The sequence below is a fragment of the Rhizobium sp. Root483D2 genome (assembly GCF_001426685.1).
GTDB lineage: Bacteria > Pseudomonadota > Alphaproteobacteria > Rhizobiales > Rhizobiaceae > Pararhizobium > Pararhizobium qamdonense.
In genome coordinates, this window is the sequence record NZ_LMFB01000008.1 from 142868 (window position 1) to 169457 (window position 26590).

Consider the following 26590-nt stretch of genomic DNA (forward strand, 5'->3'; position numbering starts at 1 on the left):
TTTGCGAACCCTCCTTGCACTTATTAAGAGCAGACTAGGAGTGTTCGGCGCGTGCCGGTAGCCGGTCAGATGGGTGGCTGGATAATGTCCCACCCTACCCGTATGGGTAGGTATCGGATCAGGGCGACACGCCGGCGTTCCGGCTTGCCATCACGGCTGCAGTCCGGGTTGTGACATTGAGCTTGGCAAAGATATTGCGCAAATGGAATTTGACCGTGTTATCGCTGAGATCCAGCTTGCGGCCGATTTCCTTGTTGCTGAGGCCTGCACTTAAAAGCCGCATTACACTGCGTTCCCGCTCAGTCAATCCGCCGGTTTCCCGGCTCAGATCGGCAGCCGCAGCACCTGAAGAGGATGCTGCGGATGGTATCTTCATGACCGGCCCGGCGAGAATGTGAGCAAGGCGTTGCGCTATCACGGCCGGGATTTCCACCAAGGTCGCCAGACGGCGCAGGTCATTGGCAAAATCCGCACCTTCGATCTGCAGGATTGCGCGATAATCCGCGATGGGCTGCGACAGGAGCAGGTTCGACAGGCACGCGGCGGCCTTGTCCGGCTGCCCTTCGGCCTGCAGCAATTTGATATCGAGAAGAGCGAGTTCGATATGGCGCGGCACATGGGGTTTTAGCGCCTGTTGGGTTCGCAAGCGGTCGAACACGTCGCGGGCCCGGGCGATGTCGCCCCGCGCAACGTATATCCGCGTCCAGAGGAGTGCCGGGACGCAACCGCGCAGGTTGAGCCCCAGATTGTTAGGCGCGTCAGTATAGGCAGCCTGTAAGGGAAAGCCGCTGGCTTCTGCGTACCGCACCGCCTCCTCGATATCGCCTGTGGCGACAAGCAGCGTGACGCGCTCGCCGTCGATCAGCCGGGTCAAGCGTTCAAAGCCCCGGCGCCTGGCCGTTGCCCTGGCGCTGTCGATGGCGGCATGTGCTGCAAGGATATCGCCATTCAGGCGAAGCACTCTTTGCTGCGCCATGAAGCCAGCGGCCAAGAGATCAAACCAGGTATCATGGCGTTCCAGATGCGGCAGTGCCCAGGAGAGGGCGCTCGACGCCGCATCGAGTTCGCCGCGCATCGACAGAACTTCGCTGAGCAGCACCTGGCCCACCGCATCGAGATCGCTGCCCTCGCCAATATTGGTCTGGGCTTCCACGATCAGGCTCCGGTAGGCATCCTCGGCGCTTGCGCTGTCGCCGCTGAAGAACGCCGCTTGGCCGATATGCGTATACAGATGCATGGCGCCGAAATCCGCACCGCCGTCACGAAACGCCCGCATGGCCAACTGCCCGTAGTGCATGGCGCGATCGAGGTCTGTGCGGATCAGAAAATTGTAAGCCAGCATGTTGAGGGCGAGTGCGCGGTGAATGAGCTCCATATCGCCGCCATAGGAAAGATCCGCTTCCAGCGCAGAAAGATCGGAAGTGCTGGCCCAGTGATCGGTATAGAGTGACATCAGCACGCGCACCACCCGCAGGTCGCGTGACAATGCCTCGCCTGTGCAGGCCCGCTCGGCAATCGCCAGATAATGGTTGGCGGCATCGAGCTGGCCTGCCTTTGCGCTGATCACGGACAGACCAAGCGTTGTCAGCGGATAGCCGGACAGATTGATATTGGCAGCCTTGGCGATCAACGTCTGGAACAAGAGCGTGCCGCCGCGCGTGGTCGCGTAGACCCGCCGCCATCCGCCGCTTGTCTCGACAATGTCTGCGGCGAGGGCCGTATCACCCGCCAACAGAGCATGACGGACCGCCGCATCGCAATCGTCGCGGGTTTGAAACCAGCGTGCGGCCTTTTTCAGGATATCCCGCGTGTCGATCCCAACCCGTGCGGCCTCTTCCTTCAGGAAACTGTTGAAGACGGGGTGGCACCGGATCCACATTCCCTGATTGTCCAGCACGGCGATCGGCAAGGCATGATCGGCAAGCCGGTTGAACAGCGTTGCGGCATCCGGACTTGCGGAGATGGCTGCGGCCAGCGTGCGGCTGATCGCAGGAAGCGATGCGGTTTCCACGAGGAAATGCTGGATATCGGATGGCAGGCTGGAAAATACCTGTTCGGACAGATACCGGGCCATTTCAATATTGCTGCCGTCGAACGATTCCAGAATGGAAGCGCTGTGACCGCTTTCGGCTACGAGAACGCGCACCATCTGCAGCGCCACGGCCCAGCCTTCGGTGCGCTTGTTCAGCTCGCCGATCTGTTCACGCGTCAGTTTTTCGGAGCGGCCAACAAAGAATTCCTGCGCTTCCGTGTCCGAAAAGCTCAGATCGGTCACGCCGATCTGCTTGAGTTCGCCATTGAGGCGCAGAGCGGACAGCGGAAATCGTGGCGCGCTGCGGGAAATCAGGACGAATTTGACGTGGGCAAGGTCCTTCGCGGCCAAAAGCTTTGCCAGAAGGGATTCCGTCGCATCCGTCTGGGCAAAATGGTAGTCGTCCAGAAACAGCGTGACCGGCGTGTCGATCCGGCGCAACCGGGTGACGAGTACGGATAACAGCGTGGCGACGGACATGCTGCTGGCGTCAAGGCCGCGTCCCTCGCCCGGCTGCAGCTCCTCCAAAGCCTCCAGCAGGGCGACGAGAAAATGGCTCTGGTCGCAATCGTCGGCTTCCAGCGGCAGCCAGACCAGTTTGCCCGCATGGTTTCGCATCAGATCATACCATTGCGCGGCGAAGGACGTCTTCCCGTAGCCGGCAGGCGCGATGATGGTCGTCAGCCGCCGGGGGCCCAAACGCTGCAGTTGCTGCAGCAGATTGCGGCGCCTGATATGCTGGCCGCCATTTACCGGCGGTTGAAAACGGCTTTGATGCGTGACCATATCTCATGTTGCTGAGGTACAACCCAGATTGCAAGTTCACGATGAAAATAAGCCGCCTCTTGATCGCGAAAATCGCATGTGTTCCACTCACTTGACAGCTTCACACGGGATTTTGTATTTTTTTGTGATGGAATAGTTGCCGTGGTTAATTTAGTCGTCTCTAAGTTGTAATTCAGTTGGGCTACCGGTTGGAAACGACGGGTGTGAATTGTTTGAGCCGGCAAGGCGTGGCATTGTCACCTTAGACATCGATCGAGATGTGGCGCGGCGGATTTTCGGCGCTTTCAGCGCCGACTGTTGGGCCGGTGAAGGGATAATCCTGCCGAAATGACCGGTCCAGGCGAAAGACCATGCAGATTATGTGAGAAATTTTGCCATCCGCTCTGGATTTGGTTCGTAAATTGCTCTACTGCCCCTGCCATCTCTAGTGAACATCAGACTTTGAAAGATTCACATGCAAGTATTGGTTCGCGACAACAACGTCGATCAGGCTCTCCGAGTGTTGAAGAAGAAGCTTCAGCGCGAAGGTGTCTTCCGTGAAATGCGTATGCGGGAAGCATATGAAAAGCCGTCCGTCAAAAAGGCGCGCCAGAAGGCAGAGGCTATCAGCCGCCAGCGCAAGAATGCGCGCAAGCAGCTGCAGCGCGAAGGCCTTCTGCCGGCACCGAAGAAGAAGCCGACCCGCTAATAACGGGTTCTTCTGACAGGATTGGGGCTTTCTAGTCCAGGCGCGTCCGGTATCCGGACGCGCCTCCTTTTGTTGTTTCTGAAAAAGCCGGTTTGATCGGCATTGCCGCTACCGCCCGTCTGGGCTCGGTCTGGCGGCTGGGCAAGCTGCGCCCCCTCCCCTCTTTTTCATTAGCGCCGGTGCCATACCTGCTGTCCCTGCGGCATTGCCGGGGCCGAAATGGTCCGAAAAGAAATATTTCCCACAAGCAAGAAATCTATTCCGATCTACTTCTGATTGAATCTTGAGGTAGATCAATGGACCAGCCCCAAATTGACAGAGCCCGTGGTATGCGGCTCAAACAAGCCATGGTGATCCGCGGCCATCACAAAGCGATGGCACTGGCGGCGGAACTCTCCATTTCACCGGCAGCCTTGACGAAGTGGACGCAGGGTCACGCCATGTCCGTCGATCATGCGTGCAAACTCGCCACCCTGCTGCATGTGTCGCTGGACTGGCTTCTGATCGGGCGTGGTGGCCCTGATTTTCTGGCCTCTGATCATTCGAGTGCCCTGGAACTCGATCTGATTGGAAAGCTTCGCCAGCGGCCGGCACGGATCACAAAGCTCCTGATCGACCTGACGGCAGAGATACCGAAGGCGACGCCACAAACACAGCCGATTCAACCGTGAGTGAATTTGCAGCGCAATTTTGACTGGCCGTCAATAACCATAGGTAGAGTTAAGTTAAGTGTTATCGTAAAAGTGGTGACGGGAGAGATGCAACTGATAGCTGTGTGCCGGCGATGCCGTGTGCAGCTTGCAGAAAGTGCAAATCCGCCCCGCAGAAAACTCAAATCGGAGACCGATCGATGTCCACACTTTTGACGATCAATGTGACCAATCTTGAGAGTGCAACGCAGCAGTTTTATTTCTTTCAGCAGCCGGCCATCTATACCGGCGGAGCAACCGTTTACAGCAACAGTCTTTTTTCCAGCAGCTTGGGAAATTACGCCCTCACCGGATCGACGCTGACCTTTCAGGTGAACATGCAGTTCTATGCAGGCATCCAGCAGGCGCACAGCACACCAACGATTGGCCAGACGTCGGGCTATTTGTCCGCCAGCCGGGCGATCGATCTGGCGCCGGCCTCCGGCCCGGCCAATGATTGGACCACCGCATCCGTCAACCCGCTGGGATTGACGCAGCCGACGAACGGGAACGGCGTTCAGCCGGGCGCATTCCGCATCACCACCCCGACCTATTCGCCGCCCGCCGTCTACAACGTCGGCTCCGCCGTCGAAGTCAACGGCGGCATTGCGCTCTCGAACTTCGTGGTGGCAAACCCCAGCAACAACACGGATTGCCAGCCCGTCCTGATCTATTATGTCCAGACGGGTAACTTCACGCCGGGAACCGTCATGAGTTTCTCGGCGTCCAGCGTCAACGCGGCGGTCTGCGATTTCACCGGTGGCCATTCCATCATCAATGTGACCCTCAATCCCGATGGTTCCTGGGGACAGCAGATCATCCAGTAGTCCGTTGATCTAACGTGACGTGTGGGCGGGTTGTCCGTTGAAGACCCCGCTCACACGGCTTGATCGAGCGCGTAGCCCTTACCGGCCAGCCGATCCAGACATCCTTATTTTGAAAGAGATGATCACTTCAGGGGCCAAACGGCACCTGGGAGGCGGAACCCATGACTTCGCAATACAGCATCATCATCAAGAACATGTCGGGGCAGACCATGTCATTTTACGCCTTTCAGAAACAGGCAGCCTTTGCCAATGGCGGCTCGGTAGCCGCCATTTTGTCCAGCAGCCTGGCCTGCGGAAACCTGGCACCCAATGCCAGTTCGGGGGCACAGCTGGATTTCAGTTTCGATGTGCAAAATTACGTGGGTGCCAAAAGCACGGCCACCGCGTCATCGCAGGTGAAATTCAATGCCAGCCTGTCGATGGTGAGCGCCAAGACCGCAAGCAGCAGTGCTGCCGCAGTCCAGCCGATCGATTTGACGGCCTCGACGCCAGGCCAGCCCACCGGCAATTCCTCCGTGCTCTCTATCGATCCCTTGGGTCTGTCGGCCGCAACCTATCAATCGGGCCTGCCCGCAGGCGCGTTCGGCATCCAGGTTCCCTCCTTCACGCCGGTGCCAATGCCGCAATTATATTGCGGCTGCGCGGCGATCAATCAGGACGGAAGCATCACCCTGTCAAGCTTCATCGCGCCGCTGCCCAACAGCCAGGTCAACTGCACCCCCGCTGCGATTTTCTATGTCGGCACCGGAAATCATCCCGTCGGCCAGACGGTGACATACGCAACGGCCCAAGCTGCCGAGTGCGATTTCACGACGGGCTATCGCGTGATCACCGTTCAATACAACAGCGATGGCTCATTCACGGCAAAGGGGGGCTGACAGATGCGGTAGAGGAACCCGGACCTCTTTCAGGAACTGAAAAATTCATCTCCGCCGTTTTTAAGCGGCTTTCACCCATGGGAATTTTCATATGGCAACCTATTACAATATTACGCTGGACTCCAATATCCCGCATGGCTCCGACATCCTCGACAAACCCTGCAGAGTTGTCTTCAGCTATCCGGATGGCAGTTTCTCCTACGCCTATACCGGCACGGTGTTTGCCTGGCCAACCGCCAATACGGTGCGTATCAAATCTGCGACGTTGAATATCGAGGCTGCATGGGTAGGCGCCAATGGCGGCACACTGACCATTCAAACCGGCGGTGGCCTTGCCTATGGGATTACCGGCTTCGTCAAAATGTGAAGGCCGTTGCTTTGGGCCGTTGCGGCACCTGTCCGAAAAGATGTTCGCAGCGGCTCTCATGCCGGTTCAGCGCCGTGTTGCGGCCATTCAAAGGTTACGCTAAGCCTTCGTCGCGCCAGCGGTAAGACCCGTCCGCTAGTGCAAAGCGTGGAGGAACATATGTCCGGTCAATCCCTGGTCACCTATGTCGGCGTTGCCCATCCCTGGATGTGCGATGTGATGGGGCATATGAATGTCCGCCATTATGCGGCGATGTTTGACGATGCCAGCTTTCAGCTTCTTGGGCATATTGCCGGTGCCGAAGGTCTAGCCGATACAAGCCGCGGCTGGGCCGATGTGCGCTCCGAGGTCGAATACAAGCACGAGACCAGGGCTGGCGCGCTGTTGACGATCCACTCGCGCGTGATCAAGGCCGGGCGCAGTTCGGTGACGTTCGAGCAGGTCATGTCCGGTTCGCTGGATGGCGTCGTTCATGCGGTCAATCGAACGGTGAGCGTTCGGTTTGATCTTATCGAGCGCACAGCCGTGGCGCTTGACGCCGGCATGCTGGCACGCGTCGAGACGCTGCAGGCGGGCGCAGCCGCCAACGAGAACAGTGCGGGTTAAGCGCCGTAGATGCGTTGATCGAGCGGGGTTTCGGCGATGGCCGTCTGGATACCGGTAATAAGCGCTTTTTCAGCGCGGTTGATGATCTTTTCCGGATTGACCAGCAGGAAGACATCGATGGCGGGCGGGGTATCGTAGGGCGGCAGCCGCCAGAGCACGCCGTCGGCCACGTCGCGCCGGGCCACGTGGAGCGGCAATGGGCCGATACCCAGCCCCGCGACAATCATGCGGCGGACCTCCTCAAGGCTCGACGATACCCCGACCACATTGGTGGCGAGCTTGGCTTCACTGCGCAACAGCGCCACGGGCCGCAGGACATCGGCGATATTGTCGGTGTGGAACGAGACGGAGGGTTCGCCTTTCAAATCGGCGAGCTTCAAATCCTCCTGCCCGAAGAAACGGTGGTCGGGACCGCAGAAGAAGCCGAAGAATTCCCGGTAGACCATCGTATAGTCCAGGGCCGCATCGCGGTTGCTGACAAGGCACAGTCCCAGCGAGGCCCGCTTTTCGCGCACCTGGCGGGTGACATCGCCGCTGGTGGCAACGGTGATGGTCAGCGTTGCGCGCGGGTGGCTGCGATGAAACGCCGTCAGCGCCTTGTCGAAGATTGGCGAAATGACATGGCTTGCGACTGCGATCGTTACATGGCCGGTGACATCGTCGCCGACGCCGCGCACGAGCTGCGGAAGCTGCGAAATCGTGCCGAAGACCTCGATACTCTGCTCATAGAGCAGCTGGCCAACATCTGTCAGCTCAAAACGGGTGGCATCGCGCTCGACCAGCCGGCGGCCGACCCGGTCTTCCAGGCGCCGCAGCGCATTGCTGACGCTGGGCTGCTTGAGATTGAGCTGCTCGGCGGCCCGGGTGATGCTCTTCACCTCGGCAATGACAACGAAGGTTCGCAGGAGGTTCCAGTCGAGCTCCCAGACCAGCCGGTCGGATCGTGGCGGTATCATTCCTGAAATCTATGCCTTCTATTTCCATTATCTATTTGCGCAATAATAGCACAAAGGCAATCATCAAATTCGGAAGGCGCGTACACGCGTAACCCAAGCGACAGAGAATGCGCTTTCATCCAGAGGAAAACAGGACCATGAAAACACTCATTTCAGGCCTTATGGCCGCGACCCTGGCCTTTGCCGCCAGCTTCACCGCTTTTTCGGCCAGCGCCGACGATCTCGAGGCGATCAAGTCTTCCGGTGAATTGCGCATCGCCATGTCCGGCCAGTATCCGCCTTTCAACTTCGTCAACGAGAAAAACGAGGTCGTCGGTTTCGATGCCTCGATCGGGACAGCGATCGCCGAGCGCGTCGGCGTCAAGGGAACGCTGGTAACGACAGCCTGGGACGGCATCATTGCCGGCCTGCTCGCCAACAAGTTCGACACCGTCGTCGGCTCGATGACCATCACACCGGAACGCGAGAAGGTCGTCGATTTCGTCGGCCCCTACTACCATGCCGGCCGGGCGGTTTTCGTCAACGACGCCTCGGCCGTTCAGAAGCTGGACGAACTGAAGGGCAAGACGCTCGGCGTCACGCTTGGCGAAACACATGAGAAATGGGCCCGTGAACAGGGCGGCTGGGACGTGCGCACCTACAAGGGCCTGCCGGAACTGCTGCTGGAGTTGAAGTCCGGCCGTGTCGATGCCATCGTCGTCGATAACATTCCCGTCATGGTCGCCGTCAAGGAAACCGGTGAAAAAGTCCGCCGCCTTGAAACGCCGGATATAGAAGGCGGCAGCGTCGCCATCGGCATCGCTATCCGTAAGAACAATCCGGAGCTGAAGGCTGCGATGCAGAAGGCTCTCGACGCGATGATGGCGGATGGTTCCTACGAGAAGATCGCCATGGAATGGGTCGGCAGCGACATCCGCTGATCGATCGACAATTCAACGCATATGGCCGGCTGGGGATAAGCCGGCCATATGCCGTTCGCAGGCCTTTCCCGGAGTTTTGCCATGGATTTCCCGCTGATGCTGCGCGTCTTCCCGTTCTTTGTGGAAGCCGCTTGGGTCACCGTGCAGATATCGGTTCTGTCGCTGCTGCTCGGCCTTGCTGTCGCAGCCGTCATTGCGTCGGCGAAGATGTCGGGCTCGCTGGTCTTGCGCACATTCGGACGGTTCTATGTCAGCGTGTTTCGCGGCACACCATGCCTGATCCAACTGTTCGTGCTTTATTTCGGCGGCCCGCAGATCGGCATCAATCTTGATCCGTTTGCCGCAGGTGTGATCGGCCTCGGGCTGAATATCGGCGCTTACATGGCCGAATCCATTCGTGGCGGCATTCTCGGCGTTGACCGGGGCCAAGTGGAGGCGGCCCGCACGATAGGCTTCAGCAAGCTGCAGACGCTGCGTCTGGTGGTTCTGCCACAGGCGGCGCGCCTGATGATCCGTCCGCTCGGCGTCAACGCCGTCGGCCTGATCAAGGGATCGGCGCTCGTCTCGACGATCTCCGTCGTCGAGCTGACCTACACGGCGCAGCGCTTTATCGGCTCCACCTACAAGCCGTTCGAGATCTTCGGTATCGCCGCCCTGCTCTACATGATCATCGTTTATGCGGTGTCGCGCGCAGTCGATCTTCTCGACCGCCGCTACGCCATCAACTGAGGGAGGCGCGGCATGCAAGGTCTCGATTTCAGCGTCGTCACGCCCTATACCGACATCCTGCTTTTGGGCGTGTGGTGGACGGTGGTCCTGACGGTGACCGGAGCCGTCATCAGCTTTTTCTTCGGCATCTTCTTTGCCGTTGCCGTGCTCTATGCGCCGAAGGTGATTGCCTATCCGATCCGCTTTTTCATGTGGCTGTTCATGGGAACGCCGCTGCTGTTGCAGCTGTTCCTGATCTATTTCGGGCTCGCGCAGATCGGCATCAATGTTCCGGCACTGGCAGCCGGGATCATTGGCCTTGGACTGCATTTCGCCGTCTACAATGCCGATGTCATGCGCGCCGGTATCGTCTCGGTCGATGTCGGGCAGACGGAAGGGGCGCGCAGTATCGGTTTTGGCCGGTTCCAGACGCTGCGTTACGTCGTCATTCCGCAAGCCGTGCGCAACACCCTGCCCTCCATCGGGAACAATCTGATCGTGCTTTTGAAGGAATCGTCGCTGGTCTCGATCATCGGCATTGCCGAACTCGTGCACTCGGCGCAGCTGGCGATCAGCGAAACGTTCCGGCCATTCGAATTCTACATCACGGTGGCCGCACTCTATTACATACTCAATCTCGTCCTTGAAACCGGTTTGCGGCAGGTCGAAAAACAAGTGGAGGTATCCCGATGACCGTCCAGCGGCCCATGGTCGAGGTAAAGGGCGCCCGCAAGGCCTATGGTGCGCTCGAAGTTCTCAAGGGGATCGATCTCTCCGTCACGCGTGGCCAGATCGTCGCCATTATCGGCCCCAGCGGCTCTGGCAAGAGCACGCTTCTGCGCTCCATCAACCATCTCGAAACGCTGAATGGCGGCGAGATCTGGCTTGACGGCGTCCAGGTGAACCAGCCTCTGCGGGGCGCGGCGTTCGAACGCCATATCAACGCGGTGCGCCAGCAGATGGGCATGGTGTTCCAGCACTTCAATCTGTTTCCGCATCTGACCGTACTCGAAAACATCACCATGGGTCCGGTCATTCTCAAGGGCATGGCCAAGAAGGCTGCCCGCGAACTGGCGGTCGAACTCCTGTCGAAGGTGGGGCTTGCCGAGAAGGTCGATGCCTATCCGTCGCGGCTGTCGGGGGGGCAGAAACAGCGCGTGGCTATTGCGCGCGCGCTTGCCATGCAGCCAAAGGTCATGCTGTTCGACGAAGCGACATCAGCGCTCGACCCGGAACTGGTCGATGAGGTCAATGCCGTCATGAAGCAGCTGGCTGCGGAGCATATGACCATGCTGATCGTTACCCATGAAATGCGCTTTGCCGTCGAAGTTGCCGACCGCGTGCTGTTCATGGATGGCGGCGTGGTCGTCGAGGAAGGACCGCCCAGCGACATTTTTCGCGCGCCTACGCAGGAACGGACGCGCGCCTTCCTGAAGAAATATCTTGCTGCCTGAATGAGACGATCCGTTATGCCGGGCACTGCGTTTCCGGCATAACGCCCAATGCCGGATGGGCGCGCTCGGTTATGCACGCGCGCGGACGCAGACGCGTCCATCGCCTCTGCAAATGGCGTTGCCATTGAGTTGTCGCCGCCCCTTCCCCAAAGCCCAATCTCTGATCCGCTGACATCGCAAGGTGCGGCGCGGTGTGCCTTGCTGGGCGCCGTGCGGCCGCAATCCTAACTTCGCCGCTGCGATGGAAACAGCGCATTTGACTTTTGTCAGCACTGATGACTATTGTCTAATTCGGCGATTGAAGGAGACATGATGCCCATCCGGTCCACTGATCAGATTCTGCACAAGGCGGCATGGCTCTACTATACCCACGGACTTCGGCAGGATGAAGTGGCGCAGCGCCTCAATATTTCCCGTGCATCCGTCGCCACCTATCTGAGGCGCGCCCGGGAGACCGGGATCGTCAATATCGCCACATCGACACAGCTGTTTGCCGACGACATCCTGGCGCGCCAGCTGGAGGATGCGCTGGGCCTCACCTCGGTGTGGATCGTGCCGGAAGACCGCCGGGCGATGGATCCGACGGCGGAAATGCCGGTGGTCGCAGCGGCAGTCTTTCTGGAATTGATCAACAAGGGCGACCGTGTCGGCGTTGCCTGGGGACGCACGGTCTATCATCTCGCCGACGTCATGCCCTATGCCGACCTGCAGGGCGTCACCGTGGTGCAATTGTGCGGAAATCTCGGAGCGCCATATTCCTACCGGCCCGACCAATGCACCACGGAAATCGCCCGGCGCCTGAACGCCGAGGGTATCAATGTCTACGCGCCGTTGGTACTCAGTTCCGAAGAACTGGCTGCCGCCTTGCGCGCCGAACCGGTCATTCGCGAGCAGATGGCGACCATCTCCGATTGTCAGCTGGCGCTGTATTCCGTCGGCGGCATCGAGGACGACAGCCATCTGGTGAAATGCGGGGCACTGACGGCGCAGGAAATGCATGCACTGGGGGAAACGGGCGCTGCAGGCGTCATTGCCGGCCAGATCATCGATCATGATGGGCAGTGGCTGGACTGCGCGCACAACCGCCGTTGCATTTCCGCCGATCTCGATTCCATTCGCGCGATCGGCAAGCGCATGATGGTGATCCAGGAAGATAGTAAGTTTGAACCGCTCGTGGCCGCGATCAAGGGCGGTTTTGCCTCGCATCTGGTGGTGACCACCTCAATGGCCCGGCGGCTTCTGGAGCGCTGGAGCACCGGCGGCCGGAGCACCTCATAATTCCCAGTCCCATCTGATCCACCCGGCAAAGACCGGGTCTCAAAAACCTGCCCAAGGGAGGAGCAAACAATGAAAAATCTCTGGAGCGATACCGACGCCGAGGCGATGGTCTCAACCTATGCCGCAAAAGGTATCAACCGCGATCTGGCATTGCGTACCTATACGACGCGTCTGCTCGGCGGCGATCCACGGCTGGTGCTGCATGGCGGCGGCAACACTTCGGTGAAAACAACCGTCAGCGATCTCGTCGGCGACGAATGGGATGTGCTCTGCGTCAAGGGCAGCGGCTGGGACATGGGGATCATCGAGCCGGCCGGCCTTCCCGCCGTCAAGATCGCACCGCTGTTGAAAGCCCGCAAGCTCACCAAGCTTTCCGACGAGGACATGGTGACGCTGCAGCGCGCCAACCTGATCGACCCGGCTTCGCCCAACCCGTCCGTCGAGGCGCTGCTGCACGCTTTCATTCCGCACAAGTTCGTCGATCACACCCATTCGACCGGCGTTCTGGCGATTGCCGACCTTGAGGACAGCATGGAGGTCAGCGCAAAGGTGTTCGGACCGAAAATGGGGCTGGTGCCCTATGTGATGCCTGGCTTTGATCTTGCCAAGCTCGCATCCGAAGTCTTCGATCGGGACCCGACGGTGGATGGCCTCATTCTCGACAAGCACGGTATCTTCACCTTCGGCGCCACCGCCAAGGAAGCCTATGACCGGATGATCCACTATGTGACGCTGGCCGAGGACTACGTGGTGAAAAATGGCCGCAACCCTTTCACGCCGGCAGCCCTGCCCGCAGATCTCGCCAAGCCAAACGATATTACCGCCATGCTGCGCGGTGCGGTTGCCGTCTCAAGGGGCGAGGGCCGCTACGATCGCATGATCGCCGAGTTCCGCACCTCGCCGGCAATCCTCGATTTCGTCAACGCTGCCGAAGTCGAAGACATGGCGTCGCGGGGCGTTTCGACGCCGGATCTGTCGATCCGCATCAAGACCGGGCCGATGGTGCTCCCTGCACCCGATGCCAACGATCTCGATGGATACAAATCTGTTATTGCGGCCCGTGTCGCCACGTTTGTAGAGAACTACACCCGCTATTTCGAGGCAAATGACGCACGCGACGACGTCAAGCGCATCATGCTGGACCCGATGCCGCGTTTGACGCTGGTGCCGGGGCTCGGCATGTTCGGCCATGGCCGCACCCTGAAAGATGCGAAGATCGCTGCGGATGTTGGAGAAATGTGGATCGAGGCGGCCCGCGATGCCGAATCCATCGGCCGGTTCCAGCCGGTCAGCAAGCCCGATCTGTTCGATCTTGAATATTGGTCGCTGGAACAGGCAAAGCTTGCCGGCGCCAAGGCCAAACCGTTCACCGGGCAGGTTGCAGTTGTCACCGGCGGTGCCGGTGCGATCGGCGCTGCCACCGCCAAGGCTTTTGCCCGTGACGGCGCGCATGTAGTCGTGCTCGATCTCGACGGCGGCAAGGCGGCGGAGGTGGCAAAGTCGATCGGCAACCAGTCCATTGGCCTTGCCTGTGACGTCACCGATCCTGCCTCGGTGCGCGCAGCCTTCGATGCCGCCCTCACCACCTATGGCGGCGTCGATATCGTCGTCTCCAATGCGGGTGCCGCCTGGGAGAGCCCGATTGCAACCATGGACGATGCGCTGTTGCGCAGGAGTTTCGAACTCAATTTCTTTTCGCATCAGAGCGTGGCGCAGAACGCGGTGCGGATCATGAAGGAGCAAGCCACCGGCGGTGTTTTGCTGTTCAACGCCAGCAAGCAGGCGGTCAATCCCGGCGCCAATTTCGGCGCCTACGGCCTGCCCAAGGCCGCCGCCCTGTTCCTGTCGCGCCAATATGCGCTGGAACACGGCAAGGATGGCATTCGCTCGAACGCCGTCAATGCCGATCGCATCCGCTCGGGCCTTCTCAACGACGAGATGATCGCAAACCGTTCGGCCGCACGCGGCCTGTCGGTCAAGGACTATATGGGCGGCAATCTGCTGGGCCTCGAGGTGACAGCCGACGATGTTGCCCAGGCCTTCGTGCACCATGCCCTGGCCGAGCGCACCACCGCCGATGTGACCACCGTCGATGGCGGAAATATCGCCGCAGCGATGCGGTAAGAATTAAAAGCACAAGGCGCTAACACTGAAAGCCGCTGGAAGCTTAACGCGTCCAGCGGCTTTTTAATTCGAGATGACAAACTAACCGCCATTGAGCGCATGTACGTCAACAAAAAAGAGCGGCCCGGAGGCCGCCCGAAGTTTCCACGGGGGGTGTGGATTACTTGGTGTTGGGGTTCGGCATCCAGGCCGGCATGGCGACATCGGCATGGGCGAATTGCGGCAGCTTGGCGCCGAGCTCTTCCATGTTTTTGATGTCGTTGTCGTTGAGGTCCTTCTGGGTGATCAGCGTCGGCGGGACGATGACGTTGTGGCCCGGATCTTCGCCTGCCAGCATCATGGCGAGTGTGCGCACCGACACCTGGCCGACGACGGCCGGATTGGTGGCGGCCGTTGCAGCCCAGGCACTGTCCGGCTCGCGCATCGCGGCGATATCCGAGGTCGAAATATCGGCCGAGTAGATCTTGACGCTGGACGACATGCCGGCTTCATCGACGGCGATCTTCACGCCCTTGGCGAATTCATCGTAGGGCGCAAACATGACGGTGATGTCCGGATTGGCCGAGATGACCGAGCGTGCCTGGTTGGCGACGGAATTGGCGATCGGGTTGTCCATGGTGCCGAACATCGCGGCTTCATTGATGCCCGAATATTTCTTCTTGAATTCCTTCCAGGTCTCGTCGCGGCGGTCGAGCGGCGCGATGCCGGCGACGTAGACGTAACCGGCCTTCCAGCTTTCGCCATTGTCCTTGATCGCCTGTTCCAGCGCCAGGCGGGCGAGATCGCGGTCGGACTGTTCGACCTGCGGGATCTTGTCGTTCTCGACATTGACGTCGAAGGCAACGACCTTGATGCCAGCATCAACCGCACGCTTTGCCGCTTCTTTCATTGATTCCGTCAGGCCGTGCTGGATGATGATGCCCTGAACGCCAAGCGCGATGGCCTGATCGACCATGTCGGCCTGCAAGGCGGCGTCCTGGCGGCTGTCGAGCACGCGAAGATCGACGCCGAGCGCCTTGGCCTGCGATTCCACGCCCGACAGATAGGACTGGAAGAAATCGCCGGTCGACAGGTAGCGTACCAGCGCGATCTTCACGTCGCCGGGCTTATCGAACGGTGCCGGCATATCCGTGGCAAACGACACGCCTCCCAGCGTCGTTGCAGCCAGCATTCCAAGCGCGAGCTTTGAAAAAGTTCTCCGCGTAAACGTCATAAGGGTCTCCTCCACATTAGACTTGTTGTTTGATTTGCAGTCCCGCACGGAGCTTTGCGCTCCCTAGCGTTTGCCCCTCCTGGAGAGCGCAAAGGTGAACACCAGGGCGATGACGAGCACGAAGCCCTTGACGAAATCCTGGGTGTAATAGGGTGCGTTCATCATTGTCAGCCCCTGCAACAGCACGCCGACGAACAGGGCGCCGATGGCGGTGCCGAACGCGTTCGGCTTGGCTGCACCCAGCACGGCAAAGCCGATCAGGGCGGCGGCGACGGAATCCAGCAGAAGATTGTTGCCCGATGCGATATCGCCGCGCCCGAGCCGGGCGGCCAAAAGAATGCCGCCGATCGAGGCGAAGACGCCGGAAATGATGTAGGCCCAGATCTTGTAGGCATTAACCGGCGCGCCCGCGAGCCCCGCAGCCCGCTCGTTCGAGCCGACCGCATACATCATCCGGCCGAAGCGGGTATATTCCAGGAAGAACCAGATGAGGATGGCGAGCACGATCAGCACCACGACCGAGACCGGCACCAGATTGGGCAGTACGAGATCGAAACGGTGACGGCCAAGCGCGAGGAAGGCGGGGCTGAACGTGCCGGTGGCGGTCGAACCGTCCGGCATGCTCATGCCGGTGGCAATCGAGCGGCCTTCGGTGGGGATACGCTGCAAACCGACCAGAAGGAACATCATGCCGAGCGTCGCCAGGAGGTCCGGCACCCGCATATAGACGATCAGGAAGCCGTTGATCAGCCCGACGATAACGCCGATGGCCAGGCAGACGAGCGTTGCCGTCAGCGCGTCTCCACCCATCACCACCATCACATAGGAGGACGCCATCATGGCTGTCGTTGCCACCGACCCGATCGACAGATCAAAGCCGCCGACCACCAGTGTCGCGGTGACCCCGAGTGCCAGAATGCCGGTGATCGATACCGACTGGAAGATGAAGACCGCGCTCTGCGGCGAGGCAAAGCCGCTGGTCATAATGCAGAAATACACGATCATGCCGAAGAGCAGCGTGATGAAGCCGTATTTGATGGCGAGTTCGCGCGGTGTCAGCGCTGCGGCCGCCGGTGCTGCCTTGTGGGTGGAGGGGTTGGCGGTCGTCTGTTCAATGCTCATGTCAAAGTACCATTTCGTGGTGGCCGGCAATTTCGGCCAGAAGTCTGTCGACATTGATGCCGGCGTTGCGGTGCTCTCCGACCAGCGTATGTTCCGACATCACCAGAATGCGGTCGGCGATCTCGAAGGCTTCATCCAGCTCGGTGAGAAATACGATCGTTGCGCGCCCCGATGCAGACGCCCGCAGTTTTGCGGCAATATCCCGGCGTGCGGAAATATCGACACCCTGGAACGGCTCGTCGAGGATCAGCAGGCGTGACGCCTGGCTCAGCCAGCGGCCAACCATGACCTTCTGCTGGTTGCCGCCCGAAAGCGTGTTCATCTCGTCGCGTTCGGTCCGGCAGACGATACCAAGCGCTGAAATCTGCTGGCGCGCCTGTGCCCGCTCGGCCCGGCGGTTGGAAATGCCGAAATTCGAGATGCGTTTGAGGAACGGCAGGCTGACATTCTCGTAGATGTTGAAATCCGGAACGATGCCGCTGTCGCCGCGATCCTTGGCGACCAGGAAGACGCCCTGATCGATCGCCGCCCGCGTGGCTTTTGGCGCGTAGGCGCGGCTATCCAGCATCATTGATCCGGATACCGGAGTGCGGGCGCCGAACAGGGTTTCGGCGAGCGCCGTCTTGCCGACGCCGACAAGGCCGGTGATCGCCACCACTTCGCCATCGCCCAGCGTCAACGAAAACGGCTTTGCACCTCGCGCGATCGTCAGGTTTTCCGCTGTGAAGACCGGGGCGGTACCATCACGCACGACGATGTTGCTCAGACTGATCTTCTGGCCGAGCATGGCATTGACGGCACCCTCGTAATCGAGTGTCTCGCCTTCAAACAGCCCGGCAATGCGGCCGTCTCGCAGGGAGACGATGCTGTCGGCAAGCCGGCGGATATCGGACATGCGGTGGGAAATGTAAAGGATAGCAACACCACGGGCGCGCAGCCGGTCGACAAGCTCGAACAGCCGGTCTGCCTCAGCGCTCGACAGCGACGAGGTCGGCTCGTCCAGAATGAGGACCTTCGGTTCATGCGCCATGGCGCGGGCAATCGACACCATCTGCCGGTCGGCCAACGAGAGATCGGCGACTGTGGCGTTGAGATCGATGGCAAGCCCCATGCGGTCGGCAACGGCCTGGGCTTCGCGCCGGACGCGGCGGGGATTGAAAATCAGGTGGGCGCCGCGGCCATTCAGACGGTCGAGCGTCAGGTTGGTCGCCACATCAAGATCGGCGACGACACCGTCATTGATGTTTTGGTGCACGGTGACGACGCCGGCGCGGATCGCATCGGCGGGCGTGGCCGGCGCGTAAGGCTCGCCTGCAAGCGTGATCGTGCCCGCGTCGCGTCCATAGACGCCGCTGACGATCCGCACCAATGTCGATTTTCCGGCTCCGTTGGCGCCCATCAGCACCGTGACGGCCCCCGCACGCAAATCCAGATCGACACCACCCAGAACCTGGATGGGACCGAACGATTTGCGCAGACCCTCAATACGGAAAACGTGTTCCTGTATCATCTGCTCCTCCCTGAAGATCAGGTTAGGCTGCCATCTAATCAAATGTCAAGCCCATTGACATTTGACAGAATGGTGGCTTACCAAAAGAGAAAGAACGGCGGGAACGCGTGTGGAGACGCAGTCGCGCCGGGAGCGGAACGAGAAGAATGCCGGGGTTTTTCGCCTGGCGCGCCGCTCTGCTGGTGAGGAGGAATGATGACTATAAGCAATTTCGAAGCGCTGACGCCTGAGACCCTGCCGCAGCGGCTGGGGAGCAATGCCGCTCTTTCGGAGAGGATTGGCGCGGATAGTGCACAATGGAAGGTGCGCGAGGTCGGTGACGGCAATCTCAACCTTGTCTTCATCGTCGATGGCGGCACGGGCAGCGCCATTGTCAAGCAGGCGCTGCCCTATGTGCGCCTTGTCGGCGAAAGCTGGCCGCTGCCGCTGAAACGCTCCTATTTCGAATATCATGCGCTGAAGCGCGAGGCCGAGCGAGACCCCGGCATGGTGCCGGAGATCCTGCATTTCGATCGCGAGCAGGCGATCATCGTGATGGAGTTCCTGACGCCGCACGTCATCCTGCGCCGGGCGCTGATTGACGGACGCCAGCTACCGAAGATCGCCCGCGACCTTGGCCTGTTTCTGGCCCGCACGTTGTTTCGCGGCTCGGACCTCTCCATGGAAGCCCGGAAACGCAAGGAGGACCTCGCGCTCTTCGCCGATAATGTCGAGCTCTGCGACATCACCGAAAACCTGGTCTTTTCCGATCCCTATTTCGATGCCAAGCTCAATCATTTCACCACGCCGCAGCTGGACGGCATTGTTGCGCAACTGCGCGCTGACCGCGATCTCAAGGTTGAGGCGCAGCGGCTGAAGCATCTCTTTACCGCCAATGCCGAAACGCTGCTGCATGGCGATCTGCACACGGGCTCGGTCATGGTCACCGACACGGAAACGAAGGTTATCGATCCGGAATTTGCGTTCTACGGGCCGATGGCGATCGATGTCGGCATGCTTTTGTCGAACTTCTGGATGAGCTATTTTTCGCAGTCCGGCCACGAACAGGACGGCAGCCGCGAAGAGATGCGCACCTACCTGCTCGACGTTATCGTCGAGATCTGGGGCACATTCCGCGCCGAATTCGCGCATCTCTGGCGCACCGAGCGCACAGGTATCCTGTACCAGCGCACCTTGTTCGAGGACCAGGGCGATCACCTTGGATCGGAGCAGGCGCTGGACGAGGTTCTGCACACACTCTGGACCGACATGCTGGGCTTTGCCGGCATTGAAATGCACCGGCGCATTCTCGGCCTTGCCCATAATGCCGATTTCGAAACCATTGAAGACCCGGACGTCCGGGCCCGCTGCGAAACCAAGGCGCTCAAGCTCGGGCGCCACCTAGCCGTCAATCGGCGCCGCATCCATAGCATTGCCGATATCAATGCGCTTGCGCAACGCCTCGAGAAGGAGTCAGTCATTTGAACGTCGGAGATCGCCACTACCATACTATCTGGCTGAACGAGGATGGCCGGTCCGTCGATATCATCGACCAGCGCTGGCTGCCGCACGAGTTCCGGATCGTCACGCTCAAGACCGTCGATAATGTGGCGGTCGCCATCCGCGACATGTGGGTGCGCGGGGCGCCGCTGATCGGCGTGACGGCGGCCTATGGCGTCGCCATCGCCATGCGCGACGATACCAGCGATGCCGCACTCGATGCCGTCTGGGACGTGCTGCACGAAACCCGTCCGACCGCGATCAACCTGCGCTGGGCGCTTGACGAGATGCGCAATGGTCTTCGCAAGGTGCCGGTTTCAGAACGGGCCGCCGCTGCCTATCAGCGTGCCGCCGACATTGCCGAGGAGGACGTGCAGCTTAACCGCAGCATCGGCGCCAATGGCCTGAAGGTTATCCGCGAAATTGCGGCCCGCAAGAAGCCGGGCGAGCCCGTCAATATCCTCACCCATTGCAATGCCGGCTGGCTGGCGACCGTCGATTACGGAACTGCCACCGCGCCAATCTACATGGCGGCGGAGGCGGGCATTCCGGTGCATGTCTATGTGGACGAGACGCGCCCGCGCAACCAGGGTGCCCAGTTGACCGCCTGGGAGCTGAACGGCCACGGCGTGCCGCATACGCTGATCGTCGACAATGCCGGTGGCCACCTGATGCAGCATGGCCAGATCGACATGGTGATCGTCGGCACGGACCGCACGACGGCCGATGGCGACGTCTGCAACAAGATCGGCACCTATCTGAAGGCGCTCGCCGCCAAGGACAATGGCGTCCCCTTCTACGTCGCCCTGCCCTCGCCGACCATCGACTGGACCGTGCATGATGGTGTCAAGGAGATCCCGATCGAGGAGCGCAACAGCGATGAAGTGACCTTCGTGCAAGGCCGCGCCGCCGATGGCTCGATTGCCACGGTGCGCATCTCGCCGGAGGGCAGCCCGGCCTCCAACCCGGCTTTCGATGTGACGCCGGCACGCCTGATTACCGGCCTGATCACCGAACGCGGCATCGCCGGCGCCTCGCCCGAGGGGCTGAAGGCCTTGTTTCCGGAACGGAGCTGACCGCGATGACCCTGTCCAACCAGCAGACCACCGAGGATGTCGCCGCCGGCATTCGCAAGCGGGTTTTCCTGCACACCATGCGCAACAATGGCGGTTATCTCAGCCAGGCCTGTTCGGCCGCCGAAAGCCTGGCATTCCTCTACAATGAAGCCTTGACGCTCGGCGAACCGACCTTGCCGAAAGTACCGCTGCCGTTCGCCGGCGTGCCGTCGGCGGCCAATCCGGATGCCTTTACCGGTGCCGGCTATCACGGCCCGTTTGCGCCTGAATTTGACCGGTTGATCATTTCTCCGGCCCATTATGCCCTGGTGATCTATTCGGCGCTGATCCAGGCCGGCCGCATGGACGAACACGCGCTCGACCACTTCAACGTCGATGGCGGCTCCGTCGAGATGATCGGCGCCGAACACAGTCCGGGCATGGAAGTGACCACCGGCTCGCTGGCCCAGGGGCTTTCGATGGCGGCAGGGATTGCGTGGGCACGCAAGCGCAAGGGCGAGCCCGGCAAGGTCTGGGTCTATATGTCCGACGGCGAGTTTCAGGAGGGGCAGACCTGGGAATGCCTGGCTGCGATGGCCTATCACGGCATCGACAACGTCCGCGTCATCGTCGATGTCAACCGTCAGCAGTGCGACGGCGCCATGTCTTCGGTGCTTGACCTCGGAGACCTTGCCGCGCGCGTCGCTTCCTTTGGCGTCACGTGCCGCTCGATCGACGGCCACGATCTCGCTGCGATGCGCAAAGCGGCCGATAGCGCCGAGCCGGGCAAGCCGCTGATCATCCTGGCCAACACCTCGCCCTATCAGGGCATGCAATTCCTCAAGAAACGCTTTCCCCGCCTGCATTACGTCCGCTTCAAATCGGCGGACGAACGCCGCGAAATGCAGACCGCCATCGCCGCCGAACTCGGCGTCGATGAAGCCGAAATTGCGAGGGCATGATCATGGCCGATATCGTCAACCGTCCCTATGCCAAGGCCTTCGAGACCTTCGCATCCGCCCGTCCTGACATCCTCTGCCTGTCGGCGGATCTCACGTCGTCCTGCGAGGTCGATGGTTTCCGGGATAAATATCCCGATCAGTTCCTGTCCCTCGGCATGGCCGAACAGAACATGCTGTCCTTTGCCGGCGGTCTCGCCATGCAGGGGTTCCGGCCGTTCCTGCACACGTTTTCGGTCTTCCTCTACCGCCGCCCCTATGATCAGCTGATCAACTCGATCGCCTATTCCAACCGCAAGGTCCGGCTGATGGGCTTCCTGCCGGGGATCACAACGCCCGGCGGCATTACCCATCAGGCGATCGAGGACATCTCGGTGATGCGGGCCATTCCGAACATGACCATACTTGAATGCGGCGACGCCACCGAAGTCGAGACCGTGCTTGAGGTTGCCGACAGCATCGATGGACCGGTCTATGTCCGCGTCCTGCGCGGCGAAGTCCCACGATTGTTTTCGACCCCGTTCGAATTCAACAGGCAGCGCACGCTCAGTGAAGGAGACGATGTCCTTGTCGTGACGGCAGGAGTGTGCACCGAAGAGGCCCTGCGCGCCGCCGGACCCTTGAAGGCTCGCGGTATCGGCATCCACCATCTGCATGTCTCCACCCTCAAACCCTTCGATCGCGAAGGCCTGATCAAGGCGGCGCGCGGCAAGAAGGGCGTCGTCACGCTGGAAAACCACACTATCAACGGCGGTCTCGGCTCGCTGGTGGCGGAAATCCTTTCGGAGGAAGGGCTTGGCGTCAAGCTGCGGCGTCTCGGCCTGCAGGATACGTTCGCGCATGGCGCATCCAAGCCGTATCTGATGAAGAAATACGGGCTCGACGCCAGCGCCCTCGTCTCTGCCATCGGCCAGCTTCTCGGCAAGAACCTTAAGATCGACGATGCGGAACTGGACGCCGTTCGCATCGACACCGTACACTCGGCTGCAAAGGCGGAGGCGCTATAATGGCCCGATTTTCGGTCACCTACTGGATCGGCGTTGCCAGCGAAACCGAGGCCCGCGCCCGCGCGCTGGAAATCGCCGTCGAACAGACGGTGGAAATCCCCCGCGATATCGTACCGGCCGGTTATATCGAGGACGAAATCCTCGGCCAGATCGAGAGCATCCATCCCTGCTCCGATCCCCGCGGCGGGTTCTTCACGGAAATCTCCTATAGCGACGACGATATCGGCGACGATTTTCTCCAGCTTCTGAACATCGTCTTCGGCAATTCCTCGATCCGGACGCAAACGCGGGTCGAAACGATGACCTTGTCGCAAGCCATCATCAAACTGTTGCCCGGCCCAAGGTTCGGAACGCCGGGCCTGCGCGCGCGCACCGGTGTGAGCCGAGGGCCGATCCTGATGTCGGCGATCAAGCCCGTTGGCCTTTCCACGGCCGAGCTTGCTGGGCTTGCACATCAGTTTGCGCTGGGCGGCATGGATTACGTCAAGGACGATCACGGCCTGGCCAATCAGAAGACATCGCCCTTTGCAGAGCGCGTCAAAGCCTGCACCGATGCCATCGGCGAGGCCAATGCCAAGACCGGCTTTGCCACCACCTATGTTCCGAACATCACCGGACCCGCCACCCAGATCTTCGAGCGTGCCTGGACGGCCAAGGAAATGGGGGCCGGCGGCGTCATGCTGGCGCCCTCGCTCGTCGGCTTCGATGTATCGCGCGCCTTGGCGGCGGACCCGGATTTCGGCTTGCCGATCGTCTCGCATCCGACCTTCGGCGGCACCAATGTCATCACCCCGGCTACGGGCTTTTCCCACCGCTTCTTCTACGGCCTCCTGCAGCGGCTGATGGGGGTCGATGCGGTCATCTATCCCAATTTCGGCGGCCGTTTCAGCTTTTCGCGTGAGGAATGCCTGGCGATTGTCGATGGCTGTACCTGCGATCTCGGCGGTTTGAAGCCCATCCTGCCTGCGCCCGGCGGCGGAATGACCTTCGAGCGCGTGCCGGAAATGCGCGATGCTTATGGTGATAACGTGATGTATCTGATCGGCGGAGCACTGCTGCGCGAAAAGTCCGACCTTCCGGCCGCCTGCCGCAAGCTCATCGATGCCGTTCGAACAGCAAGATAAACTCGTCGAGGATAAATGGGTGACTGCCGTGTCCCCCAGGGCGATGGCAGCCACCAGTTCGGTTCTTACCGGTGCGGTGCCAGATCGGCCTCGGCAAGGTCCAAAGCCTTCAGCAGGCGGTCCAGGGCCAGATCGATCGTGGCGCGGGTCCAGACCAGCGGTGGCGACATGATCAGCGTATCGCCCGTGGCGCGGATCATCAGACCGTTCTGGACGGCGTGATCGCGTACTTTGATCGCGGCTGATCCGTCCGGCTTGAAACGTGTCCGCTCTTGCTTGTCGCGGACGATCTCGACGGCACCCATCAGCCCGACCGACCGCGTCTGCCCGACCAGCGGATGATCGTTGAGCCGTCTGGCAAGTTCCTTGGCAAGGTAGGGCCCGGTATCCTCTTTGACGCGATCGACCAGGCCTTCGTTGCCGATGATCTCCAGGTTCTTCAAGGCGACGGCGCAGCAGACGGGGTGGCCGGAATAGGTATAGCCGTGATTGAACTCGCCGCCCTTTTCGACCAGGGTCGCGGCGATCCGGTCACCGACCAGAAGTGCCGAAAGCGGCTGGTAGCCTGAAGTCAGTGCCTTTGCCGTGGTAATCGTGTCCGCCTCGATGCCGAATGTGGTGGCGGCGAACCATTCGCCGGTGCGGCCGTATCCGGTAATGACTTCATCGAGCATCAACAGGATATCGTATTTGCGGCAGATACGCTGGACTTCCGGCCAGTAGCTCATGGGCGGAATGCGCACGCCCCCGGCCCCCATGACCGGTTCGCCGATAAAGGCTGCCACCCTGCCGGCGCCTGCCGCAAGGATTGCCTCTTCGATGGCGCGTGCCGCGCGAAGGCCAAACTCATCATCGCTTTCGCCCGGCAGGGCCAGCTCATAGGCATAGGGCTCCATCACATGCACGATATCGGGAACCATGCCGCCCATCTGCTTGTGCATATGGCGCATGCCGCCCAGCGATGCACCGGCGACCGTCGAGCCGTGATACGCATTGTTGCGCGAGATGATGATGGTCTTTTCCGGCTTTCCCTCCAGCGCCCAATAGTGGCGCACCAGACGCAGCGCTGTATCGTTCGATTCCGAGCCTGACGAGCCGTAGAATACCTGGTTGATATTCGCAGGCGCAATGTCGGCAAGCTTGGCAGACAGCTGCACCGGGGCGGGCGTCGCGCATTTGAAAAACGCATTGTAATAGGGCAGTTCGCGCATCTGCGCGGCGGCAACATCCGCCAGTTCGTCACGGCCGTAACCGATATTGACGCACCAGAGCCCGGCCATCGCATCGAGAAGCTCTGCGCCCCCGCTATCATAGATAAAAGGTCCTTCGCCGCGCACGATCATGCGGGATCCGAGGGCTCGCAACTCTTTGTGATCGGAGAAGGGATGAAGGAAATGTGCAGCATCCTGTGCCTGCAATTCCGGCAGGGAATATTTATGGTTCGAAATGATCATCGTCATGTCCTTGACTGTGGAGCATATGGTGAAGCAAGGTCAGATGGACACGGGCGGGGAGTAGCCGATGCGGGCGCAGAGCAGCATCAATTCGGCATGAAGCGTCCGCGCTGATGGCGTGGAAACGAAGTCATGCTGTCTGCGCACTGCACTTTCGCTCACGAGGTTATTCTTTCACAAAAACCCAGGTTGATCGGGAAATATCCGGTCCGACGATAGCTGTCGGCTGCCCGTGCGGCAATACGGTTTTGTGGCAGGCATGGGCCAGCTGACCTCCGGGGACCGCTGTAAAGCGTCCCGCCGTTTGCCCATGCGGTCAACCGTATCGGGCAGATGAAGGCAAAGAGTACAGACCCTGGTGACGGGACAGCAAAATCGCGCCGTGACCGGGCCGCGCATTATCCATTTTTGATAGAACTATGTAAGGGGACAGGACATTTGAAACAGATGGAGGCGATCGGGCTGGTTTCGCTGGGCAGGCTGCCGATGGAATCGATGAAACAATGGGTGTATCGCAACCTGCGCCTGGCGATCATGACCGGCCGCTTTCCGCCCGGCTTGCCGGTGACCATTCAAGGCATTGCCGAAATGCTGGATGTCAGCGCCATGCCGGTGCGAGAGGCACTTCACCGGCTTGTCGCCGACGGCGCCCTTCAGCATCTCGACAATCGCCGCGTCCGGGTGCCCGATGTCGATCCGGAAAAATTCGACGAAATTATTGCCGCCCGCATCGCTCTGGAGACAGTGGCTGCCGAACGCGCCCTGCCCCTGATCGATCCTGTGCGGATCGTACTTTTGCAGAACATCGATGCAGAGATAGACGCCGCTTACAGAGCCGGTAATATCGAGCAGGCGATAGAAGCCAATTTTGCGTTCCACCGCTGTCTTTACGAGGTCCGCTCCTCGGTGGTTCTTTTACCGTTGATCGAAACCGTCTGGCTGCGGCTCGGCCCCTTGATGCGTGCGGCAGCGGAAAACCTGGGCGAGAGCTACCGCTTCGATCGTCATGCCCCGGTTTTCGCAGCCATTGCAGCAAAGGACGGGGCTGCACTCAAAGCGGCGATCGCAGCCGATATCGAGGAAGGTGCCGGACATCTCGGCTACCAGCGATGCCTCGATGCAAAATCGCGCCAGCTCGCGGCACGTAAATAAGCCCGCAAGGTAATGCGGCTGGCCCGTTCGCTGCCAAAGGCGGTCCCGCGTCCCATAGAAGATTAAGCATCCGTTAATCGGGTGTTTTTCAGGCCTAGTAGGCGGGAATTTGAAATACCGCATACAAACCAACGACTTACAAGAAATTTTATTTTCTTTGTTTTGGTGTGTTGACTTGTTTCGGGTGTGTCGCCTATAAACC

General features: G+C 60.3%; 25 protein-coding genes. 18 read left to right on the forward strand and 7 right to left on the reverse strand.

The annotated features are described in order from the left end of the window. Window positions 1–118: 118 nt before the first annotated feature. Window positions 119–2818, reverse strand: coding sequence for a LuxR C-terminal-related transcriptional regulator (locus tag ASD32_RS06555; RefSeq protein ID WP_060637209.1), 2700 nt, complete (start codon window positions 2816–2818; stop codon window positions 119–121). 454 nt (window positions 2819–3272) lie between these two features. On the opposite strand from ASD32_RS06555, the gene rpsU reads away from it, so the two are divergent. From rpsU to ASD32_RS06585, 6 genes are all read left to right on the forward strand, one after another. Continuing rightward, a complete protein-coding gene (gene rpsU / locus ASD32_RS06560; RefSeq protein WP_037110421.1) occupies window positions 3273–3506 on the forward strand; it encodes a 30S ribosomal protein S21 in 234 nt (77 codons plus the stop codon). A 296-nt stretch (window positions 3507–3802) separates the two neighbouring features. Beyond that, window positions 3803–4177, forward strand: a complete 375-nt coding sequence (locus tag ASD32_RS06565; protein ID WP_082546667.1) for a helix-turn-helix transcriptional regulator — start codon at window positions 3803–3805, stop codon at window positions 4175–4177. Between the two features lie 179 nt (window positions 4178–4356). Beyond that, the gene (locus ASD32_RS06570; protein WP_060637211.1) at window positions 4357–5022 is read left to right on the forward strand and encodes a hypothetical protein; all 666 of its coding nucleotides are present in this window, start codon (window positions 4357–4359) and stop codon (window positions 5020–5022) included. A gap of 161 nt (window positions 5023–5183) precedes the next feature. Then, window positions 5184–5900 carry a hypothetical protein gene (locus tag ASD32_RS06575; protein WP_060637212.1) on the forward strand — a complete coding sequence of 239 codons (717 nt, stop codon included), beginning with the start codon at window positions 5184–5186 and terminating at the stop codon, window positions 5898–5900. A 91-nt stretch (window positions 5901–5991) separates the two neighbouring features. Beyond that, window positions 5992–6267, forward strand: coding sequence for a hypothetical protein (locus tag ASD32_RS06580; protein ID WP_060637213.1), 276 nt, complete (start codon window positions 5992–5994; stop codon window positions 6265–6267). A gap of 159 nt (window positions 6268–6426) precedes the next feature. Further along, window positions 6427–6873, forward strand: a complete 447-nt coding sequence (locus ASD32_RS06585; RefSeq protein WP_060637214.1) for an acyl-CoA thioesterase — start codon at window positions 6427–6429, stop codon at window positions 6871–6873. Here ASD32_RS06585 and ASD32_RS06590 read toward each other — a convergent pair. Beyond that, window positions 6870–7829, reverse strand: a complete 960-nt coding sequence (locus tag ASD32_RS06590) for a LysR family transcriptional regulator (protein ID WP_060637215.1) — start codon at window positions 7827–7829, stop codon at window positions 6870–6872. The two genes, ASD32_RS06585 and ASD32_RS06590, sit on opposite strands and share 4 nt — an antisense overlap. Before the next feature lie 137 nt (window positions 7830–7966). Here ASD32_RS06590 and ASD32_RS06595 point away from each other — a divergent pair, with 137 nt between their 5' ends. The 6 genes from ASD32_RS06595 to ASD32_RS06620 all read left to right on the forward strand — a co-directional run bounded on the left by ASD32_RS06595 (window position 7967) and on the right by ASD32_RS06620 (window position 14313). Next, window positions 7967–8749, forward strand: coding sequence for an ABC transporter substrate-binding protein (locus ASD32_RS06595; RefSeq protein ID WP_060637216.1), 783 nt, complete (start codon window positions 7967–7969; stop codon window positions 8747–8749). An 81-nt stretch (window positions 8750–8830) separates the two neighbouring features. Beyond that, window positions 8831–9478 (forward strand): amino acid ABC transporter permease, encoded by a 648-nt coding sequence (locus ASD32_RS06600; protein WP_060637244.1) that lies wholly within the window; start codon window positions 8831–8833, stop codon window positions 9476–9478. A gap of 12 nt (window positions 9479–9490) precedes the next feature. Continuing rightward, a complete protein-coding gene (locus ASD32_RS06605) occupies window positions 9491–10150 on the forward strand; it encodes an amino acid ABC transporter permease (protein ID WP_060637217.1) in 660 nt (219 codons plus the stop codon). Beyond that, complete coding sequence (locus tag ASD32_RS06610) at window positions 10147–10911, forward strand: amino acid ABC transporter ATP-binding protein (protein ID WP_060637218.1); 765 nt, start codon at window positions 10147–10149, stop codon at window positions 10909–10911. Before ASD32_RS06605 ends, ASD32_RS06610 begins: the two co-directional genes overlap by 4 nt. 312 nt (window positions 10912–11223) lie before the next feature. Beyond that, window positions 11224–12189 carry a sugar-binding transcriptional regulator gene (locus ASD32_RS06615; RefSeq protein WP_060637245.1) on the forward strand — a complete coding sequence of 322 codons (966 nt, stop codon included), beginning with the start codon at window positions 11224–11226 and terminating at the stop codon, window positions 12187–12189. Between the two features lie 69 nt (window positions 12190–12258). Then, window positions 12259–14313, forward strand: a complete 2055-nt coding sequence (locus ASD32_RS06620; RefSeq protein ID WP_060637219.1) for a bifunctional aldolase/short-chain dehydrogenase — start codon at window positions 12259–12261, stop codon at window positions 14311–14313. A 160-nt stretch (window positions 14314–14473) separates the two neighbouring features. Here the strand turns inward: ASD32_RS06620 and ASD32_RS06625 are convergent, their stop codons facing one another. The 3 genes from ASD32_RS06625 to ASD32_RS06635 all read right to left on the reverse strand — a co-directional run bounded on the left by ASD32_RS06625 (window position 14474) and on the right by ASD32_RS06635 (window position 18158). Further along, window positions 14474–15526: a substrate-binding domain-containing protein gene (locus ASD32_RS06625; RefSeq protein WP_060637220.1), complete on the reverse strand. Its 1053-nt coding sequence runs from the start codon at window positions 15524–15526 to the stop codon at window positions 14474–14476. Window positions 15527–15589: 63 nt separating this feature from the next. Continuing rightward, window positions 15590–16648: an ABC transporter permease gene (locus ASD32_RS06630; protein WP_200953575.1), complete on the reverse strand. Its 1059-nt coding sequence runs from the start codon at window positions 16646–16648 to the stop codon at window positions 15590–15592. A 1-nt stretch (window position 16649) separates the two neighbouring features. Continuing rightward, window positions 16650–18158 carry a sugar ABC transporter ATP-binding protein gene (locus tag ASD32_RS06635; RefSeq protein ID WP_060637221.1) on the reverse strand — a complete coding sequence of 503 codons (1509 nt, stop codon included), beginning with the start codon at window positions 18156–18158 and terminating at the stop codon, window positions 16650–16652. Window positions 18159–18350: 192 nt separating this feature from the next. Between ASD32_RS06635 and mtnK the strand changes: the two genes are divergently transcribed. From mtnK to ASD32_RS06660, 5 genes are read left to right on the forward strand one after another with little or no spacing between them, the layout of a single operon-like run. Next, window positions 18351–19622 (forward strand): S-methyl-5-thioribose kinase, encoded by a 1272-nt coding sequence (gene mtnK / locus ASD32_RS06640; protein ID WP_060637222.1) that lies wholly within the window; start codon window positions 18351–18353, stop codon window positions 19620–19622. After that, window positions 19619–20713, forward strand: coding sequence for an S-methyl-5-thioribose-1-phosphate isomerase (mtnA, locus tag ASD32_RS06645; RefSeq protein ID WP_060637223.1), 1095 nt, complete (start codon window positions 19619–19621; stop codon window positions 20711–20713). Before mtnK ends, mtnA begins: the two co-directional genes overlap by 4 nt. 5 nt (window positions 20714–20718) lie before the next feature. Beyond that, window positions 20719–21654 (forward strand): 1-deoxy-D-xylulose-5-phosphate synthase N-terminal domain-containing protein, encoded by a 936-nt coding sequence (locus ASD32_RS06650; protein ID WP_060637224.1) that lies wholly within the window; start codon window positions 20719–20721, stop codon window positions 21652–21654. 2 nt (window positions 21655–21656) lie between these two features. Further along, on the forward strand, window positions 21657–22658 hold the full coding sequence (locus ASD32_RS06655; protein WP_060637247.1) for a transketolase C-terminal domain-containing protein: 1002 nt from the start codon (window positions 21657–21659) through the stop codon (window positions 22656–22658). Further along, window positions 22658–23782 (forward strand): RuBisCO large subunit C-terminal-like domain-containing protein, encoded by a 1125-nt coding sequence (locus ASD32_RS06660; protein WP_060637225.1) that lies wholly within the window; start codon window positions 22658–22660, stop codon window positions 23780–23782. Before ASD32_RS06655 ends, ASD32_RS06660 begins: the two co-directional genes overlap by 1 nt. 65 nt (window positions 23783–23847) lie before the next feature. Here the strand turns inward: ASD32_RS06660 and ASD32_RS06665 are convergent, their stop codons facing one another. Both ASD32_RS06665 and ASD32_RS30930 read right to left on the reverse strand, forming a co-directional pair. Beyond that, window positions 23848–25230, reverse strand: a complete 1383-nt coding sequence (locus ASD32_RS06665) for an aspartate aminotransferase family protein (RefSeq protein WP_060637248.1) — start codon at window positions 25228–25230, stop codon at window positions 23848–23850. Window positions 25231–25275: 45 nt separating this feature from the next. Continuing rightward, a complete protein-coding gene (locus ASD32_RS30930) occupies window positions 25276–25398 on the reverse strand; it encodes a hypothetical protein (RefSeq protein WP_280139409.1) in 123 nt (40 codons plus the stop codon). A gap of 285 nt (window positions 25399–25683) precedes the next feature. On the opposite strand from ASD32_RS30930, the gene ASD32_RS06670 reads away from it, so the two are divergent. After that, window positions 25684–26388, forward strand: a complete 705-nt coding sequence (locus tag ASD32_RS06670) for a GntR family transcriptional regulator (RefSeq protein ID WP_060637226.1) — start codon at window positions 25684–25686, stop codon at window positions 26386–26388. The last annotated feature ends 202 nt before the right edge of the window (window positions 26389–26590 follow it).

What these genes read in the sequence shown, in the direction of transcription:
- ASD32_RS06555 (WP_060637209.1), bottom strand. Translation starts at nt 2,818, where the DNA reads ATGGTCACGCATCAAAGCCGTTTTCAACCGCCGGTAAATGGCGGCCAG.
- ASD32_RS06585 (WP_060637214.1), top strand. Translation starts at nt 6,427, where the DNA reads ATGTCCGGTCAATCCCTGGTCACCTATGTCGGCGTTGCCCATCCCTGG.
- ASD32_RS06655 (WP_060637247.1), top strand. Translation starts at nt 21,657, where the DNA reads ATGGCCGATATCGTCAACCGTCCCTATGCCAAGGCCTTCGAGACCTTC.
- ASD32_RS06570 (WP_060637211.1), top strand. Translation starts at nt 4,357, where the DNA reads ATGTCCACACTTTTGACGATCAATGTGACCAATCTTGAGAGTGCAACG.
- ASD32_RS06620 (WP_060637219.1), top strand. Translation starts at nt 12,259, where the DNA reads ATGAAAAATCTCTGGAGCGATACCGACGCCGAGGCGATGGTCTCAACC.
- ASD32_RS06615 (WP_060637245.1), top strand. Translation starts at nt 11,224, where the DNA reads ATGCCCATCCGGTCCACTGATCAGATTCTGCACAAGGCGGCATGGCTC.
- ASD32_RS06575 (WP_060637212.1), top strand. Translation starts at nt 5,184, where the DNA reads ATGACTTCGCAATACAGCATCATCATCAAGAACATGTCGGGGCAGACC.
- ASD32_RS06605 (WP_060637217.1), top strand. Translation starts at nt 9,491, where the DNA reads ATGCAAGGTCTCGATTTCAGCGTCGTCACGCCCTATACCGACATCCTG.
- ASD32_RS06625 (WP_060637220.1), bottom strand. Translation starts at nt 15,526, where the DNA reads ATGACGTTTACGCGGAGAACTTTTTCAAAGCTCGCGCTTGGAATGCTG.
- ASD32_RS06630 (WP_200953575.1), bottom strand. Translation starts at nt 16,648, where the DNA reads ATGAGCATTGAACAGACGACCGCCAACCCCTCCACCCACAAGGCAGCA.
- ASD32_RS06635 (WP_060637221.1), bottom strand. Translation starts at nt 18,158, where the DNA reads ATGATACAGGAACACGTTTTCCGTATTGAGGGTCTGCGCAAATCGTTC.
- mtnK (WP_060637222.1), top strand. Translation starts at nt 18,351, where the DNA reads ATGATGACTATAAGCAATTTCGAAGCGCTGACGCCTGAGACCCTGCCG.
- ASD32_RS06580 (WP_060637213.1), top strand. Translation starts at nt 5,992, where the DNA reads ATGGCAACCTATTACAATATTACGCTGGACTCCAATATCCCGCATGGC.
- ASD32_RS06670 (WP_060637226.1), top strand. Translation starts at nt 25,684, where the DNA reads ATGGAGGCGATCGGGCTGGTTTCGCTGGGCAGGCTGCCGATGGAATCG.
- ASD32_RS06650 (WP_060637224.1), top strand. Translation starts at nt 20,719, where the DNA reads ATGACCCTGTCCAACCAGCAGACCACCGAGGATGTCGCCGCCGGCATT.
- ASD32_RS06590 (WP_060637215.1), bottom strand. Translation starts at nt 7,829, where the DNA reads ATGATACCGCCACGATCCGACCGGCTGGTCTGGGAGCTCGACTGGAAC.
- ASD32_RS06610 (WP_060637218.1), top strand. Translation starts at nt 10,147, where the DNA reads ATGACCGTCCAGCGGCCCATGGTCGAGGTAAAGGGCGCCCGCAAGGCC.
- ASD32_RS06600 (WP_060637244.1), top strand. Translation starts at nt 8,831, where the DNA reads ATGGATTTCCCGCTGATGCTGCGCGTCTTCCCGTTCTTTGTGGAAGCC.
- ASD32_RS06565 (WP_082546667.1), top strand. Translation starts at nt 3,803, where the DNA reads ATGGACCAGCCCCAAATTGACAGAGCCCGTGGTATGCGGCTCAAACAA.
- rpsU (WP_037110421.1), top strand. Translation starts at nt 3,273, where the DNA reads ATGCAAGTATTGGTTCGCGACAACAACGTCGATCAGGCTCTCCGAGTG.
- ASD32_RS06595 (WP_060637216.1), top strand. Translation starts at nt 7,967, where the DNA reads ATGAAAACACTCATTTCAGGCCTTATGGCCGCGACCCTGGCCTTTGCC.
- ASD32_RS06660 (WP_060637225.1), top strand. Translation starts at nt 22,658, where the DNA reads ATGGCCCGATTTTCGGTCACCTACTGGATCGGCGTTGCCAGCGAAACC.